We start from the raw sequence: 15,621 nt of genomic DNA, 5'->3' as shown, positions 1-15,621 counted from the left end.
CGAAGGACTGACACATGGACCTGGTAATCCAGCTCACGATCCTCGTGCTGGCCGCCTTCGTCGGCATCGAGGTCATCTCGAAGATCCCCAACACGCTGCACACGCCGCTGATGTCGGGCACGAACGCGATCCACGGGATCGTCGTGCTCGGCGGCCTGCTCGTGATCGGGCATGCCGAAGGCGTGCTCAGCAAGACGATCCTCGTGATCGCGATCATCTTCGGCACGATCAACGTCGTCGGCGGCTTCCTCGTCACCGACCGCATGCTCGGCATGTTCAAGAGAAAGCCCGCGGTGGCGGAGAAGGCGGAGGGCGGATCATGACCACGCTCGCAACCGCCTTCTACCAGGAGCGCGACTTCATCAACGCGCTCTACCTGGTCGCGATCATCCTCTTCATCGTCGGCCTGCGCGGCCTGACCGGGCCGCACACCGCGGTCCAGGGCAACAAGATCGCCGCCGTCGGCATGCTGATCGCGGTCGTCGCGACGCTGATCGGCGAGGGCGTGATCCCCGACGGCGAGACGGCCCTCCTGATCGCCGTCGGTGTGATCGTCGGCACCGCCGTCGGCATCCCCTCGGCGCTGCAGGTCAAGATGACCGCGATGCCGCAGATGGTGGCGCTGTTCAACGGCGTCGGCGGCGGCGCGGTCGCGCTGATCGCGTGGGCCGAGTACCGCCACGCGCTCCACCTCGGCGTCGACCTCGAGGAGAAGGTCCTGATCCCGACGCTGTTCGCGGCGATCATCGGATCGATCTCCTTCTGGGGCTCGAACATCGCCTTCGCGAAGCTGCAGGAGATCCTCTCCGGCAAGCCGATCAAGCTCCCGGGCCAGCAGCTGATCAACGTCCTGCTGCTGCTCGTCGCGGTCGGCTCGGCCGCCGCGATCGCCTCCGTCGACTCCGAGCTGCTGTTCGTGCTCGGCATCCTCGTCGCGGCCGGCATCCTTGGCAACATGGTCGTGCTGCCGATCGGCGGCGCGGACATGCCGGTCGTGATCTCGCTGCTGAACGCCTTCACCGGCCTCTCGGCGGCGGCGGCCGGCATCGCGCTCGACAACAACGCGCTGATCGTCGCCGGCATCATCGTCGGCGCCTCCGGCACGATCCTGACGAACCTGATGGCGGTCGCGATGAACCGCTCGGTGCCGTCGATCATCGCCGGCGGCTTCGGCGGCGGCGACGCGGCCGCGGCCGGCGGCGGCGACGGGGTCGAGCGCGGCCCGGTCCGCTCGACCTCCGCGCAGGACGTCGCGATCCAGCTCTCCTACGCCCGCCAGGTCGTGATCGTGCCCGGCTACGGCATGGCGGTCGCGCAGGCGCAGCACGCCGTGCGGGAGATGACGCTGGCGCTGGAGAAGAAGGGCGTCGACGTCAAGTTCGCGATCCACCCGGTCGCCGGCCGCATGCCGGGTCACATGAACGTCCTGCTGGCCGAGGCCGACGTGCCGTACGACCAGCTCAAGGAGATGGACGACATCAACCCGGAGTTCGGCCGCACCGACGTCTCGCTGATCATCGGCGCCAACGACGTCACCAACCCGGCCGCGAACGACGACCCGGGCTCGCCGATCTACGGCATGCCGATCCTCGAGGTCGACAAGTCGCAGTCGGTGATCGTGCTCAAGCGCTCGATGTCGTCGGGCTTCGCCGGCATCGACAACCCGCTGTTCTACGACCCCAAGACGGCGATGCTGTTCGGCGACGCGAAGGCGTCGGTCAGCGACATCACCGCCGAGGTCCAGGCGCTCTAGCCGCCTCGCACGCGCCGCTTCGCAGCCCGCCGGTCCCGTGGACCGGCGGGCTGTCGTGTCTCCGGGCTGGCTTCGACGGCGTGTCACGACGCCCGCTTGCTCGACGGAACGTCAGCGTTCTTACCAATCCCGCGCGGCGGCGGCCGCGCGTATGCGACCGTCGCCTGCGCATCGAGCCGACGCCGGCCGGCGGGGTGGCGGGCCGGCGCCGGCGAGCGGATGCGTCGCGCGCAGCGCCGGAATCGAGGGGGAACGGTGGAGCGGGGCCGAGGAGGCCGGCCTCGCGTCACCACCGTCTTCGCGCGCGCGAGGCGGCCGCGCGCGACCGCGCGGCGACCCGCCACGACGGGCCGCCGCTCGGTGCCGTAACTTTCGCTCCTCGCGCCGGTTGGAACGCACGACCAGACCGACCGGCCGAGAGACCTCCGCATGCACGCCGTCCCAGACCGCACCGTCAGCCGCCGCGCCCTGCTCGCCGCCGTCGCCGCCGTCGCACTGATCGCGACGCTGCTGGCGGCCGCGCCGGCCCGCGCCGGCCTCTACACCGGCGAGCTGATCTTCGGCCCGCACGGCGGGCTGCGGACGATCGGCAACCTCGACATCACCTCCGACGGCACCGGCGCGATCGTCTACACGGTCGACGAGGGCGGCGGGCCGCAGGTCTACGTCAGCCGCCTCGTCGACGGCGCGTGGAGCGGCCCCGAGCGGGTCGACGCGGGCCTGCCGGGCGGATCGTCGAATCCACATGTCTCGACCTCGCCGGGCGGGCGCGTCGTCGTCTCCTACGCCAACGGCGGCAACATCTACGCCGCCTCGCGCGCCCCCGGCGCCGGCGGCTGGACGGTGCAGGCCGTCTGGGGCTCCGGCGGGGCCTCCGAGCCGTGGGTCGACCTCGGCGTCAACGGCAAGGCCTACCTCGTCTTCGCGGCGCCCGGCGCCGGCGGGCACGACGTCCGCATCGCGTACTCGAAGAACTCGGCGCCGTTCGAGCTGCTCGGCGCGCCGCTCGACGCCAACCCCGCCGCCGACGCCGGCGCCGGCGACGGCCGCCCGCGCGTCGGCTCGGCCGCCTCCGGCGCGGCGATCGTCGCGTGGGGGGAGAGCGGGACGGTCGTGGCCCGCCGCGTCGTCGGCCTGCGCCCGAGCGTCGCCCACGCCAACGCGGCCGACGGCTTCACGCTCGAGGGCCTCCCGCCGGTCGGGTTCGACCAGCCCGAGGTCGCGGTCCAGGACGACGACGCCTTCGCGGGCGTGACCACCCGCGCCCACTTCGACGTCAACGGCTCGCGCACGACGCGCGCCGTCTACCACCGCTTCCGCGGGTCGAGATTCGAGTGGCGCGCCGTGCCCGACGCGGCGCCGTTCGGCAGCGGCCGCAGCAGCTCCGGCGCGCGGATGTCGAACACCGGCGTCGGCCAGGGGCTCGTGATCGCGACCGACGACGTCACCAACCTCACGACCGCGATCCCGATGAAGGCCGACCTCGCGCCGACCGCGCCAGTCCAGGTCGACTCGCTCGCGGCGAGCACGGCGCCGACCTTCCCGGTCACCGGCACCGCGACGCCGCTGAAGATGATGGTCGCGTGGCAGTACACCGGCCCCGACGGCGCGACCGACGTGCGCGGGCGCTTCTACAACGGCAGAGAGTTCGAGGCCGAGCAGGTGCTGTCGCGGCCCGAGCTCGGCCCGACCGCGGCCGGTCGCGGAATCTCGGCCGCCGGCGACGACGACGGCGACATCGCGGTCGCGTGGATCCAGGACGTGCCCGGACAGGGGCCGGCGATCGTCTCCGCCGTGATCGACCAGCCGCCGACGAGACTGCGCGCGAGAGCGCAGAGAGTCGCGTGGGAGCGCACCGCGACGCCGACGCTCGCCTGGACGCCGGCGCGCGAGTCGTGGGGGGTCTCGTACAAGGTCGTCGTCGACGGCGTCGAGGTCGTGACGACGCCGCGCAGCTCCTTCAGACTGCGCACGCCCGTCGCGGACGGCCTCCACAGCTGGTCGGTGACCGCCGTCGACCGACGCGGGCAGACGCTCACAGCCCCCGCCGGCACCTTCCGCGTCGACACGGTCGCGCCGACCGCGAGAGCGCGGCTGACCGGCGCCAAGCGCCCCGGCTCGTCGCTGCGGCTGACGCTGCGGCCGAGCGACCCGCCGCCGCCCGTGGCCGCCGGCGCCGCGCCGGCGAAGACCTCCGGCGTCGCGTCGGTGATCGTCGACTGGGGCGACAGAAGCAGACGCGAGCGGGTCAAGCGCGGGGCCCGGCATGCCTACGCGAGAGCGGGCAGGTACACGATCCGCATCACGGTCGCCGACAAGGCAGGCAACAAGGCGGTCGTGCGGCAGGTCGTCAAGATCGCCGCGCCGAGAAGAGGCGGCAGAGGCGACGCCAGAGCGAGAGCGGCCGACGCCGCCGCCGCGCGCCTCGCGCGCACGGTCGGGGCGCGGGCGGCCGTGAGCGCCGCGGGCGCCGCTGCGGTCCGATGAGCCCGGCGCGGCCGGCGGTCGAACTGCGCGCGCGCGACCGCACGCTGCGGCTCGGCGAGCGGCCGTGGGTGATGGGGATCGTCAACGCGACCCCCGACTCCTTCTCCGACGCCGGCCGGTACCCGACGCTGGAGGCGCGCGTCGCGCTCGCCGCCGAGCTGGTCGAGGCCGGCGCCGACGTGATCGACGTCGGCGGCGAGTCGGGCGTGACGAACAGGCCGGCCGTCGCCGCCGAGGAGGAGATCGAGCGGGTCGTGCCGCTGATCGAGCGGATCGCCGGCGAGCTCGGCGCCCTCGTCTCCGTCGACACCTACAAGCCGGCCGTCGCCGAGGCGGCGATCGCGGCCGGGGCGTCGATCGTCAACGACATAAGCGGCCTGCGCGACCCCGCGCTCGCCGACGTCTGCGCTCGCACCGGTGCCGGGCTGGTGCTGATGCACACGCGCGCCGCGCCGAAGCAGAAGCTGCTCGACCCGAGCCTCGACGGCACCGTCGCCGACGACGTCGTCGCCTTCCTGCGCGAGCGGATCGCGCTCGCGCGCGAGCGCGGCGTCGACGAGCGGCAGCTGATGCTCGACCCAGGACCGGACTTCGGCAAGACGCCGGCGCAGACGGTCGAGGTGCTGCGCCGGCTCGGCGACGTGCTCGACTTCGGCCGGCCGGTGCTGCTCGCGCTGTCGCGCAAGGACTTCATCGGCGCGATCACCGGCCGCCCGCCGCGCGAGCGGCTCGCCGGGACGCTCGCCGCGCTCGGCTGGGGCGCCGACGCCGGCGGCCACGTCTTCCGCGTCCACGACGTGCGGGAGGCGGCCGAGTTCCTCGCCGTCCGCGACGTGCTCGCCGGCCGCCGCGAGCTGCCGAGCGACGCGCGCCTCTCCGACAGGCTGCGCTGGGAGCGCCAGGGGTAGGGGCAGAAGCGCGGCACCACGCCGCCGCACCGCCCACCCCGTAGGATCCGGCCGCATGAGGCTGTTCGTCGACACCAGCTCCGTCGCCGAGGTGGAGCAGATCGCGCCGTGGGGCGTGCTGTCGGGCGCGCGCACGAGCCGCGCGTCGCTGCGCGCCGCCGGCGCCGCCGACCCCGACGCCGAGATCGTCCAGCTCGCCGACCTGCTCGACGCGACCGTCACCGTGCTGCTCGACGGCGACGATCCCGAGCGGCTGATCGAGCAGGGCCTCGAGCTGGAGCAGCTGCACGAGCACGCGGTCGCCGCGCTGCCGTGCACGCCGGCCGGGCTGGAGGCGGCGAGCGAGCTGGAGGCGCAGGAGCTGGCGGTCGAGGTGGCGCACGTCTTCAGCGCCGCCCAGGCGCTGCTGGCGGCGGAGGCCGGCGCCGCGCTCGTCTCGACCGAGCTGTCGCCGCTGGAGGCGGCGGCGATCGACGCCGGCGAGACGCTGCAGGCGATGATCGAGTCGCTCCACACCGGCGAGACGACCGCGCAGGTGCTCGCCGGCGGGATCTCCAGCCCCCAGCAGGTCGTGCTCGCGGCGCGTCTCGGCGCCGAGAACGCGGCGGTCCCCGCCGCGGTGCTGCGCCGCATGCTCGCGCATCCCCTCACGGGCGCCGCGATGGAGCGCGCGCGAACGCGCTAGCCTTCCGCGTTCAGCATCGCCGGCCGCTGTCCCAACGCGGCCGGAGCCAACCGATCATCCATCCCCAGGAGGACCATCCCTTGTCAGTGCTCGAACGCTCCGCGCTCGCGGACAGCCCGCTTGCCGATCTCCACGCGATCGCCGGCGAGCTCGGCATCGACGGCTTCCGCCGTCTGCGCAAGGAGGACCTGATCGACGCGATCGTCGAACGTCAGGGCGGCGGCTCCGACGCCGCCGCGGGCGGCAACGGCGGCGACGGCGAGCGTCCGAAGCGGCGCCGCGGCGGACGCAACCGCAACCGCGACCGCGACCGCGACCGCGACGAGTCGCAGGGTGAGGAGCGCCCTGAGCGTCGCGAGCGCGAGCCGCGCGGCGGCAGGGAGGAGAACGGCAAGGACAAGGGGCCGAAGGAGGGCGAGGTCGTCACCGGCGTCGTCGAGCTGCTCGGCAACGGCTCGGGCTTCGTGCGCCTGAACGGGCCGGACGCCTCCGACGGCGACGTCTACGTCTCGGCCGCGCAGGTCCGCCGCTGCGAGCTGGTCGACGGGGACAAGGTCAGCGGCCCGGTCCGCGCCCCGCGGCGCTCGGAGCGCTACCCGTCGCTCGTCCGCGTCGACACGATCAACGGCAAGCCCGCCGACGAGGCCGGCTCCGACGGCGCGAAGTTCGACGACCTCGACGCCGTCTTCCCGAACGAGCGGTTCGCGCTCGGCGCGGAGGACGACGCGACCGTCAAGGCGATCGAGTGGCTGACCCCGTTCGGCCGCGGCTCGCGCGTGTCGATCGTCGGCGGCCCGCGCGCCGGCAAGACCGAGGCGCTGCGCCGCATCGCCGGCCACCTCGCGCAGATCGACGGGGTCGAGACCACGGTCGTGCTCACGGGCGCCCGTCCCGAGGAGATCGGCGAGTGGAAGAGCGGTCCGGTCGAGGTCGCCGCGGCGCTGTCGCTCGCCGCCTCGGCCGACGCCCAGTCGCAGGCGCTCGATCGCGCGATCGACAACGCGAAGCGGATCGCCGCGCGCGGCGGCGACGCCGTCGTGCTCGTCGACTCGCTCGACGGCGTCCACCCGGCCGCGGCGCGCAAGGCGCTCGCCGCCGCCCGCAACCTCGCCGAGAGAGGCTCGCTGACCGTCATCGCGACGGCCGAGGAGCAGCTCGGCGGCGAGACGACCGTCGTCACGCTCGACGCCGAGCTGGCCGCCTCCGGCCGCTTCCCGGCGCTCGACCTGCTCGCCAGCGGCACGCTCCGCCCGGAGCTGCTGATCGGCGAGTCCGGCGCGAAGGCGATCGCCGCCGTCCGCGCCGAGGTCCGCTAGCCGCAGCCGACAAGCCGGCCGGCGCTCATCGCGGGCGCCGGCCCGGCATCGCCGTCTACAGCGAGCGCGGCATGTACGCGACCCGGCCCCAGGAGGGCTCGGGCGCCAGCTCGATCGGCTCGTTGCCGCGATCGGGCTGGACGTAGGAGAAGGTGTGGCTCTCGTCGTCGAAGGCGACGTCGAGCTCCCCCTCCTTCACGCGCTGGTCGAGCCAGGCGCTGCGGAAGATCAGGCGGCGCAGCCAGTGGACGAGCGAGCGCTCCGAGGGGCCGACCAGCTCGGGCCAGCAGTCGTTGACGTGCTCGCCCAGCGCCGAGGCCGGGTCGGTGACCTCGCCGTTGACGACGAGGTTGACGAGATCCTCGGCCTCGCCGAACTCGAGTGGGCCGGAGACGAACCCGAGCTTGCGGGCGGCCTGCTCGCAGCGCTCGCCGAAGTCGCGTTCGTTGAAGGTGAAGCGAAGCTCCCCGTACTCGAGTACGAAGTCGTCGCCGGAGCTGTAGTTTCCTCGTTGGGTCATCCGTGATCGCCGGGTCGGTGCGGGGCGGCATGACCGCGGCCCGTGCGGCGTCGGCATCATATGCAGGACTCCTTCCGACCTGGCACGTCTGCATGCGAACTTGCAGCTGGCTCCTCGTCCCGGTCCGTCGGCGCGCCGGAGCTGCGAGGATGGGCGCGATGCACGTCGCCGAGCTGTGGGTCTACCCGGTCAAGTCGCTCGCCGGTCAGCGGCTCGAGCGCGCCGAGCTGACCGTCGACGGGATCCCCGGCGACCGGCGCGTCCAGGTCCGCGACGGCGACGACCGGCTCGTCACCGCCCGCACACGGCATCGCCTGCTCGGCCTCCGCGCGACGCTCGGGGAGGGCGGCGAAGCGCTCGTCGACGGCCGGCCGTGGAGCGCGCCGGCGTCGTTGACGGCGGTGCGCGAGGTCGTCGCCGACGACGCCGCACGCCTCGTCGAGGTCGACGGCCCGGCCCGCTTCGACGACACGACGCTGCTGGTCTCGACCGACGGCGCGGTCGCGGCGCTCGGCGTCGACGGCCGCCGGCTGCGGCCGAACATCGTGATCGGCGGCGTCGAGGGGCTCGCGGAGCGGGGGTGGCCCGGGCGCAGCCTGCGGGTCGGGGAGGCGGTGATCGACGTCGAGAAGGTCTGCACGCGCTGCGTGATGACGACGATCGACCCCGACACCTTCGGCGTCTCGCCGCAGGTGCTGCGGCGGATCAACGACGAGTTCGACGGCCGCTTCGCACTCAACTGCTGGGTCGCCCGCGCGGGCACGGTCGCCGTCGGCGACCGCGTCGAGCTGCTGTAGCGCCCGTCGGCCCGCCGCGAGCGGGCCCAGCTGACATCCTGTGGCGCGTTTCCGCTTCCCCGGGCCGCGGGGAACGTTGAAGCAGTTCGAGGACGGAGCCCCGCGGCTCCGGACGAGAAACCGAGGGAACGCCCCGCCGAGCGGTCGCCGGGACGGGGCGATCCCACCCGCCCGGAGCCGCTTGCATGAGGAGAACCTTCGCTGCCCTGATCTGCCTCGCGGCCGTGCTGCTGCCGTGCGCCGGCGCGACGGCGGCGCCGTCGAGCAGATGGAGCGCGGAGCGGATCTCGGCCTACGCGCTCGGCGTCGAGGAGGCGTGGTCGCGGCTGACCGACGACGCCGGCCGCGTGCGCGACGTGCTCGAGCCCGACTACGGCGACTTCAACTACGGGACGCTGATGCTCGCTCACGCGCAGCTGCGGGGAACGGCGCAGCGCGGCGCCGACCACGCGGAGCTGACGAGCGCGGCGGTCGCCCAGATCCTTGGGACGACGGCGAAGCCGGCCCAGAACGACCCGTTCCATCTGCTGGCGGCGACCGCGCTGCTGCGCGACGGCCAGGCCGGCCGGCTGCCCGCCGGCGCGTGGGCGCGGATCGAGCAGCCGCTGAGCCGGTGGGTCGCCGAGATCACGCCGTTCGAGGGCCACGCCTTCACCTCCCGGACCGCGTACGACAACTGGCGGCTCGTCTACGCGGCAGCCGGCGCCGAGCTGTCGGAGGCGGTGATCGAGGGGGTCCCGGGCAGCGTCGCGAGCGATCTGAGGGCACTGCGCCGGGAGGTCCGCTGGATCGTCTCGTCGCTGATGCCGCGCCACGCCGGTCCGCGGCTGCGGGCGATGGGGGCGAGGAGGGGCGCCGTGCTGAACCTGCGCGCTCGCGCGCTGTCGGACCCGCCGTGGCAGCCGCATGCCTACCACCTCTTCAGCACGATGCTGCTCGAGCGGGTCCACCGCGCCTGGCCGGGCGCCTTCGGGCCGGCGGCGCGGAAGGTGCGCGCCGACGCCGGCCGCTACGCGCTGGCGCTGATGGCGCCCGACGGCCAGCTGACCCACATCGGCCGCAGCGCCGAGTAGTCGTGGGTGCTCGCGGCCGCCGCCGACCTCGGCGCGCTGCGGGCGTCGGCGGGCGGCCGCGCCGCCGGCCGCTGGCGCGCCTTCGCCGAGCGCGCGCTCGACCGGCTCGTGCGCGAGCACCCACTGCTGCCGGACGGCACGATCCCGGTCGTGCCGGGGTTGCTGAGCGCGTGGAGCCCGTCGGTGATGGACGGCTACGCGTCGATGACGCAGTACAACGGCCTGACGCTGTTCCTGCTCCAGGACGCGATCGACCACTGGCCGCGCGGGAGCCGCCGCGCCCGGCTCCCGTCCGACCTGGTTGGCGGGTTGACCGCCGACCTGCGGCCGCGCGGCTCGGGCCTCGTGCAGGGCCGCGCGTCGCGGACGTGGTGGGCGCTGTCGGGCCGCCGCTCGCAGGCCGACGGCCGCTACCAGCAGGGGATCGTGGGCGTGAAGGTCCACGACGGCGGCCGCTGGCGCGAGCTGCTCGCGACGCGTCCGCAGCGCGACGCGATCGGCTCCGGCTGGCTGCTGCGCACGCCGAGGGGTCGGGCGCGGCTGCTGCTCCGGCGCGTCGCCGGCGACGGGAGGCACGCGCGGCTCCGCGGCTGGTGGAAGCTGCGCGGGAAGAACTACCGCCGCGCGCGCTGGGAGGTCCGTGCCGGCGGAGGGCGGATGCTGGTGACGACCGAGCCGCTGCGCCGCGGCGAGTCGCTGGCGGCGGCGGTCTGGACGCGGCCCGGGACGGTGGTGCGCGCCCCGGGCGGCGCCGTCGCGCCGCTCGCCTGCACCGTCAGCGCCTCCGGCCCGGCCTGCCCGCAGACGATCGCCTTCGAGCGCCGCGCCCGCCCGCGGCTGGAGATCGCGGCCGGCGGCTGAGCGGGGCGGCGGACGAGCAGGGCGGCGGCGAGCCGTGGAACGAGCCGGGCGCCGCCTCGGGACAGAGCGGGGCGCGGGCCTGCCGCGGTCGCACGCGATTTCGCGCAGGGAGGGGCGAGGGATGTCCGCTCGCGCGCTCAGGGGCGCCATGAACGACGCTCGCTCAACCATCCTGGTCGTCGAAGACGACCGCAACACGCGCTCCTTCCTCGTCGACAACCTCGCTGCAGACGGCTACGAGCTGATCTGCGCGACGACCGTCGAGGAGGCGCTGACGGAGATCGGCACGAGCTTCCCGGACCTCGTGCTGCTCGACCTCTCGCTGCCCGACCGCGACGGCCTCGAGCTGCTGCACGAGGTGCGCAGCTCCGACGGCCTCGCCAGCCGCATCGACCCGGCCCTGCCGCTGCTCGTGATCAGCGGCCGCGCCAGCGAGCTGAACCGCATCCGCACCATCGAACGAGGTGCCGATGACATGTTGGGGAAGCCGTTCTCCTACCCAGAATTGCGTGCCCGCATCGGCGCGCTGCTGCGGCGCTCGGAGCAGCGGACGCGGCGCGGTCTGATGCGCGTCGGGCCGCTGGAGGTCGACCCCGCCGGGCGCACGGCGCACCTGCACGGCAGACGCGTGCCGCTGTCGCAGAAGGAGTTCGCGCTGCTGCGCACGCTCGCCAGCGACCCGACGCGGGTCTACACGAAGGACGAGCTGCTGCGCAACATCTGGGGCTATCGCCACCTCGGCTCGACGCGGACGCTCGACTCGCACGCCTGCCGCCTGCGCCAGAAGCTGTCGACGCCGTCGGAGCGCTGGGTCGTGAACGTCTGGGGTGTCGGCTATCGCCTGCTCGACGGCGTCGTCGAGCAGTCGGTCGAGGATCCGGCGCCGCCCGTGTCGTCCGAGCGTGCCGACGACGCCGCAGGCGAGGAGGAAGGCGGCGATCGCGGCGCGGAGGACGACGCGGCGGCGACGACGACGCGAGAGGAGGCGGCGTGAGCGCCGCGGCGATCGCGGCGGGCGGCTGGGTGGTCGCGCTGGCGCTGGCGGCCGGCTGGCGGGTCGCGCTCGCGCGGCGGATGGAGCTGGTCGCGCGCGCCTGCCACGAGCTGCGCGGACCGCTCACGGCGGCTCGCCTGGCCGCGCGCTTCGCCGCTCACGCCGACGACCCGGCGGCGGCGCGCGGCCCGCTGGAGGCGGTCGACCTGGAGCTCGGCCGCGCTCGTCTCGCGCTCGACGACCTGCAGGCGGCGCGCAGCGGCGGCCGTGCGCAGGATCGCGTCTGCGCCTTCGACGCCGGCGTCCTGCTGGTCGACGTCGCCGAGGCGTGGCGGCCGGCGGCCCGCGAGCACGGCGTCCGCCTGCGCGTCGAGCCGCCGGTCGGCTCGGCGCGGGTCCTCGGCGACCGGATCCGGCTCGCGCAGGCGTGCGGCAACCTCGTCGCGAACGCGATCGAGCACGGTCGCGAGGGCGGGGAGGTCGTGCTGCGCGCCCGCGCCGGGCTCCACACCGTCCGGATCGAGGTGCTCGACGACGGCCCGGGCCTGCCGGCGCCGGTCGCCGAGCTGGTCCGCCGCCCCCGCGCGGGCCGCGGCGCGCGCGGCCGCGGGCTCGCGATCGCCGCAGACGTCGCGGCCCGCCATCGCGGTCGGCTCGCCGCCGCGCCGAGCGAGCGCGGCGCCCGGCTCGTGCTCGAGCTGCCGACGGCCGGATGAGCCGCCGCCGTCGCGCGCTGCTGCTGCTCGCGCTGGCGCTCCTGCTCGGCGGCCTCGCGGCGTCGAGCGTGAGCCGTCGCGAGGCGGCGCTGGAGGAGGCGCTCGGTCCGCTGCGAACGGTGCTCGTGACGAGCGCGCCGGTCGCGGCCGGCGACCCGCTCGCCGACGCCCGCCCGGTGCTGCGCACGCTGCCGACGCGGTGGGCGCCGCCCGACGCGCTCGTCTCGGCGGCCGCGCTGCGGGAGGCGCGCGCCGCCGTGGCGCTGCCGGCGGGCACGTACGTGACGCGCGCGGCGCTGCGCGCACCGGGCGCCGCCGCCGGCCTGCCGGTCGGTCCCGGCGAGCGGGTCGCCGACCTCGTCGCGCACGGCGACCCGGACGCGGTCGTCGCCGGCGCACGCGTCGACGTGCTCGTCACGCGCGACGGCGATGGCACGCGCGTCGGCGCGACGGTGCTCGCGCTGGAGGACGTCGAGGTGCTGTCGGCCGCTCCCGCCGCGGTCGAGGAGGCGTCCGCCGGCGCCGAGGGCGCCGACGGCCGCCGTGTCGCCGTCGCGCTGCGCGTCTCGGTCCGGCAGGCGGTCTACCTCGCCGCGGCGCAGAGCTTCGCGCGCGAACTGCGGCTGCTGCCGCGCGCCCCGGGCGATCGCGGCCGCGGCCGGACCGGCCTCGCCGTCGACGAGCGCCTGCGGTGACGAACCGGCGTCGCCGCGCCGTTCGCCGCCCACCGCTCAAGGAGTGCGCCGCTCTCGCCGATCCCTGTGGCTGAGCACATGTCACGGAGACCGCTCTCGATCGGCGTCACGACCGAGCGCGCGCGCCAGCGCGCGGTGCTGCGGGCTGCCGTGCGGCGGCGGGAGAGGTGCGGCGCATGAGACGCGCGGCGCCGCCGTCCAAGCACGAGATCCGCGCCGAGCTGACGCTCGGCCTGCCGTTCCTGCTCGCCGCCGCGGCGATCGCGCTGCTGCTCGACTCCGGGCGCGAGCTCCAGCTCGGCCCGGCGATCGTGCTCGTCGTCGCCTACGGGGCGCTCTCCCACGTCCGCTTCTACGCCGGAGCCGGCCACACGGTCCCGACGCAGCTCGTCTTCGTGACGATGCTGTACACGCTGCCGACCGAGTACGTGCCGCTGCTGGTGCTGCTCGGCATGTTCGCCGGCAATCTCCCCGACTACGCGCGCGGCAAGCTCCACCCGGCGCGCGCGCTGATGCTGCCCGGCGACGCCTGGCATGCCGTCGGCCCGGCGCTCGTGCTGCTGGCGGCCGGCGCGGTCGACCCGACCGGCGGCGACTGGATCTGGCTCGTCCCGGCGCTGGCCGCGCAGTTCGGGATCGAGCTGGTCGTCTCGGCGATCCGCTCGCGGCTGGCGCTCGACATCCCGCTGCGCGACCAGCTGCGCGCGCTGGAGTGGGTATGGCTGGTCGACGCGCTGCTGACCCCGGCCGGCGTGCTGGCGGCGATGGCGTCGGTCGACCGCCCCTACGCCTTCCTGCTCGTGCTCCCCCTGGCGCTGCTGTTGACCGTCTTCGCGCGCGAGCGCAACGAGCGGCTGGAGCAGGCGCTGGAGCTGGGCGGCGCCTACCGCGGCATCGCGATGCTGCTCGGCGACCTGCTCGAGGACGCCGACGAGTACACCGGCGGCGACCACACGCGCGGCGTCGTCGCGCTGTCGCTGGAGGTCGCCGACGAGCTCGGCCTCGACACGCGCGAGCGGCACAACGTCGAGCTCGCCGCGCTGCTCCACGACATCGGCAAGATCGTCATCCCGACCGAGATCATCAACAGACCGGGCCCGCTCGACGAGAGGGAGTGGGAGCTGATGAAGACGCACACGATCGAGGGGCAGCGGATGCTCGACCGCGTCGGCGGCCCGCTCGCCGACATCGGAAGGATCGTGCGGGCGTCGCACGAGCGCTGGGACGGCGGCGGCTATCCCGACGGCCTGGCCGAGGAGAGGATCCCGCGCGAGGCGACCGTCGTCGCCGCCTGCGACGCCTTCAACGCGATGACGACCGACCGCTCCTACCGCGAAGCCCGCTCGCCCGAGTCGGCCCTCGACGAGCTGCGCGCCCACGCCGGCCGCCAGTTCGCACCCAAGGTGGTCGAGGCGATCGAGCGCGTCGTCGCCCGCGAGCTGGCCGTCCCCGGCCGCGCCGGCGCCGGGATGCTGCCGGCGAGCGAGCTCGCTCAGTCCGGTCTCGACGCGGGCGCCTCGTCGCCCTCGTCGACGCCGTCGCTCTCCTGAGCGGCAGCCTCCGCGCCGTCGAGTGCGCCGCAGGCGGCGTCGGCCCAGCGGACGGCGGCGAGGTACAGCTCGGGCACGGGCACGCTGGGGAGGCGCCGCTCGACCTCGGCGAGGCCGCCGCGTTCGTAGGCGATCGCGGCGGCGAGCGCGTCGCCCATCGGACCCTCGCGGCGCAGCAGCGCCGCGCGCGTCTCCGCGGTCAGCGGCAGCGCGTCGAGCACCTGCTCCAGCGGCGCGTCCATCATCGCGTCCATCACGGAGAAGAGCCCGACGGTGAAGAACGCGTCCGCGCCGGCAGTCGGCGACGGGCGGCGGCGGCCGATCAGCTCGCACAGGCGGCCGCGCAGCAGCGCCGTGACGGTCAGCTCGTTCGGCTTGTCCTCGGCGCCCGACAGGGCGACCAGCGTCGCCCACCGCCGCACCGCCTTCATCCCGAGCATCATCAGCGCCTCGCGCACCGAGGCGACGTGGCGCGGCAGGTTGAAGAAGGCCGAGTTGAGGTAGCAGAGGAGCCGGTAGCTGAGGCCGACGTCGCGCACGATGATCCGCTCGAACTCCTCGAAGGTGAGCGAGCGCTGGTAGAGGCCGGCGAGCGAGCGCAGCTCGGCCAGCCGCGTCGTCGGCGGCGCGTGCGGGCGGACGACGTCGGGGCTGCAGAAGAAGAACCCCTGGAAGCAGTGGAAGCCGAGCGCGAGGCAGCGGTCGAGCAGCGCCGGGGCGTCGACGCCGGCGGCGACCAGCAGCGGGGCGGCGGCGCCGAAGCGGTCGGCGGCGGCTGTCAGCTCGTTGGGGGAGAGCTGGCCGACGTCGAGCTTGACGCTGTGCGCGAGGCGCGTGATCGCCGGCTCTGGCAGCGTCCCGTTCGGGTCGCAGACGAGCGAGACGCGGTACCCGCGCTCGGCGAGGCGCTCCAGCGCCTCGCGCATCGCCGCGTCGCGCGGCGCCGGGGCGGCGACCTCGAGCACGACGCGGGCGGGCGGCAGCGCGAAGGCATGCTCGTCGAGCAGGAAGCGGCGTGAGGCGAGGACGTGCGCCGGCCGCCTGCCGACGACCGCGTCGAGCCCGATCCCGGTCAGGGTCTCGACGATCACGCTCGCCGCGCGCTCCTCGTCGCTTCGGTCGCCGCCGCCGGTGCCGCGGAAGAGCAGCTCGTAGCCGACGACGCGCATGTGCCGGTCGTGGATCGGCTGGCGCGCGATCGCGACGTCGTCCGCGAGCGGGAACGGGGGATCGGCGAGCGAGACGCTCATCGTCCGTGTCATCGGC

General features: G+C 74.9%; 15 protein-coding genes. 13 read left to right on the top strand and 2 right to left on the bottom strand.

Annotated elements, in window-relative coordinates:
* Positions 1-14 precede the first annotated feature (14 nt).
* From BDZ31_RS21605 to BDZ31_RS21580, 6 genes are all read left to right on the top strand, one after another.
* The gene (locus BDZ31_RS21605) at positions 15-323 is read left to right on the top strand and encodes an NAD(P) transhydrogenase subunit alpha part 2 (RefSeq protein ID WP_183345034.1); all 309 of its coding nucleotides are present in this window, start codon (positions 15-17) and stop codon (positions 321-323) included.
* Complete coding sequence (locus BDZ31_RS21600; protein WP_183345032.1) at positions 320-1,753, top strand: NAD(P)(+) transhydrogenase (Re/Si-specific) subunit beta; 1,434 nt, start codon at positions 320-322, stop codon at positions 1,751-1,753. Before BDZ31_RS21605 ends, BDZ31_RS21600 begins: the two co-directional genes overlap by 4 nt.
* Positions 1,754-2,182: 429 nt before the next feature.
* A complete protein-coding gene (locus tag BDZ31_RS21595; protein WP_183345030.1) occupies positions 2,183-4,240 on the top strand; it encodes a hypothetical protein in 2,058 nt (685 codons plus the stop codon).
* Complete coding sequence (folP, locus tag BDZ31_RS21590) at positions 4,237-5,148, top strand: dihydropteroate synthase (protein ID WP_183345028.1); 912 nt, start codon at positions 4,237-4,239, stop codon at positions 5,146-5,148. The genes BDZ31_RS21595 and folP overlap by 4 nt, the downstream gene beginning before the upstream one ends.
* Positions 5,149-5,203: 55 nt before the next feature.
* Positions 5,204-5,833, top strand: a complete 630-nt coding sequence (locus BDZ31_RS21585) for a transaldolase family protein (protein ID WP_183345026.1) — start codon at positions 5,204-5,206, stop codon at positions 5,831-5,833.
* 86 nt (positions 5,834-5,919) lie between these two features.
* The gene (locus tag BDZ31_RS21580; protein WP_343075663.1) at positions 5,920-7,149 is read left to right on the top strand and encodes a Rho termination factor N-terminal domain-containing protein; all 1,230 of its coding nucleotides are present in this window, start codon (positions 5,920-5,922) and stop codon (positions 7,147-7,149) included.
* Positions 7,150-7,204: 55 nt separating this feature from the next.
* Here the strand turns inward: BDZ31_RS21580 and BDZ31_RS21575 are convergent, their stop codons facing one another.
* Complete coding sequence (locus BDZ31_RS21575) at positions 7,205-7,669, bottom strand: hypothetical protein (RefSeq protein ID WP_246345703.1); 465 nt, start codon at positions 7,667-7,669, stop codon at positions 7,205-7,207.
* 149 nt (positions 7,670-7,818) lie between these two features.
* Between BDZ31_RS21575 and BDZ31_RS21570 the strand changes: the two genes are divergently transcribed.
* The 7 genes from BDZ31_RS21570 (at position 7,819) to BDZ31_RS21540 (ending at position 14,355) form a co-directional block, all read left to right on the top strand.
* Positions 7,819-8,466, top strand: a complete 648-nt coding sequence (locus BDZ31_RS21570; RefSeq protein WP_221243242.1) for an MOSC domain-containing protein — start codon at positions 7,819-7,821, stop codon at positions 8,464-8,466.
* A gap of 185 nt (positions 8,467-8,651) precedes the next feature.
* On the top strand, positions 8,652-9,539 hold the full coding sequence (locus BDZ31_RS21565) for a hypothetical protein (RefSeq protein ID WP_183345017.1): 888 nt from the start codon (positions 8,652-8,654) through the stop codon (positions 9,537-9,539).
* A gap of 6 nt (positions 9,540-9,545) precedes the next feature.
* The gene (locus BDZ31_RS21560) at positions 9,546-10,400 is read left to right on the top strand and encodes a hypothetical protein (protein ID WP_183345015.1); all 855 of its coding nucleotides are present in this window, start codon (positions 9,546-9,548) and stop codon (positions 10,398-10,400) included.
* Between the two features lie 148 nt (positions 10,401-10,548).
* Positions 10,549-11,394 carry a response regulator transcription factor gene (locus BDZ31_RS21555; RefSeq protein ID WP_183345013.1) on the top strand — a complete coding sequence of 282 codons (846 nt, stop codon included), beginning with the start codon at positions 10,549-10,551 and terminating at the stop codon, positions 11,392-11,394.
* A complete protein-coding gene (locus BDZ31_RS21550) occupies positions 11,391-12,110 on the top strand; it encodes an ATP-binding protein (protein ID WP_183345012.1) in 720 nt (239 codons plus the stop codon). Before BDZ31_RS21555 ends, BDZ31_RS21550 begins: the two co-directional genes overlap by 4 nt.
* A complete protein-coding gene (locus BDZ31_RS21545; RefSeq protein ID WP_183345011.1) occupies positions 12,107-12,805 on the top strand; it encodes a CpaB family protein in 699 nt (232 codons plus the stop codon). Before BDZ31_RS21550 ends, BDZ31_RS21545 begins: the two co-directional genes overlap by 4 nt.
* A 176-nt stretch (positions 12,806-12,981) precedes the next feature.
* Positions 12,982-14,355: an HD-GYP domain-containing protein gene (locus BDZ31_RS21540; protein WP_183345010.1), complete on the top strand. Its 1,374-nt coding sequence runs from the start codon at positions 12,982-12,984 to the stop codon at positions 14,353-14,355.
* On the opposite strand, the gene BDZ31_RS21535 is transcribed toward BDZ31_RS21540, so the two are convergent.
* Entirely contained in the window at positions 14,298-15,605 is a 1,308-nt protein-coding gene (locus BDZ31_RS21535; RefSeq protein ID WP_183345009.1) for an EAL and HDOD domain-containing protein, read from the bottom strand. The two genes, BDZ31_RS21540 and BDZ31_RS21535, sit on opposite strands and share 58 nt — an antisense overlap.
* Positions 15,606-15,621 lie beyond the last annotated feature (16 nt).

Origin of the sequence: Conexibacter arvalis (assembly GCF_014199525.1) — a bacterium.
GTDB lineage: Bacteria > Actinomycetota > Thermoleophilia > Solirubrobacterales > Solirubrobacteraceae > Conexibacter > Conexibacter arvalis.
This window is presented reverse-complemented; position numbering and strand designations above follow the sequence as displayed.

What these genes read in the sequence shown, in the direction of transcription:
- BDZ31_RS21605 (WP_183345034.1), top strand. Translation starts at nt 15, where the DNA reads ATGGACCTGGTAATCCAGCTCACGATCCTCGTGCTGGCCGCCTTCGTC.
- BDZ31_RS21600 (WP_183345032.1), top strand. Translation starts at nt 320, where the DNA reads ATGACCACGCTCGCAACCGCCTTCTACCAGGAGCGCGACTTCATCAAC.
- BDZ31_RS21595 (WP_183345030.1), top strand. Translation starts at nt 2,183, where the DNA reads ATGCACGCCGTCCCAGACCGCACCGTCAGCCGCCGCGCCCTGCTCGCC.
- folP (WP_183345028.1), top strand. Translation starts at nt 4,237, where the DNA reads ATGAGCCCGGCGCGGCCGGCGGTCGAACTGCGCGCGCGCGACCGCACG.
- BDZ31_RS21585 (WP_183345026.1), top strand. Translation starts at nt 5,204, where the DNA reads ATGAGGCTGTTCGTCGACACCAGCTCCGTCGCCGAGGTGGAGCAGATC.
- BDZ31_RS21575 (WP_246345703.1), bottom strand. Translation starts at nt 7,669, where the DNA reads ATGACCCAACGAGGAAACTACAGCTCCGGCGACGACTTCGTACTCGAG.
- BDZ31_RS21570 (WP_221243242.1), top strand. Translation starts at nt 7,819, where the DNA reads ATGGGCGCGATGCACGTCGCCGAGCTGTGGGTCTACCCGGTCAAGTCG.
- BDZ31_RS21565 (WP_183345017.1), top strand. Translation starts at nt 8,652, where the DNA reads ATGAGGAGAACCTTCGCTGCCCTGATCTGCCTCGCGGCCGTGCTGCTG.
- BDZ31_RS21555 (WP_183345013.1), top strand. Translation starts at nt 10,549, where the DNA reads ATGAACGACGCTCGCTCAACCATCCTGGTCGTCGAAGACGACCGCAAC.
- BDZ31_RS21545 (WP_183345011.1), top strand. Translation starts at nt 12,107, where the DNA reads ATGAGCCGCCGCCGTCGCGCGCTGCTGCTGCTCGCGCTGGCGCTCCTG.
- BDZ31_RS21540 (WP_183345010.1), top strand. Translation starts at nt 12,982, where the DNA reads ATGAGACGCGCGGCGCCGCCGTCCAAGCACGAGATCCGCGCCGAGCTG.
- BDZ31_RS21535 (WP_183345009.1), bottom strand. Translation starts at nt 15,605, where the DNA reads ATGAGCGTCTCGCTCGCCGATCCCCCGTTCCCGCTCGCGGACGACGTC.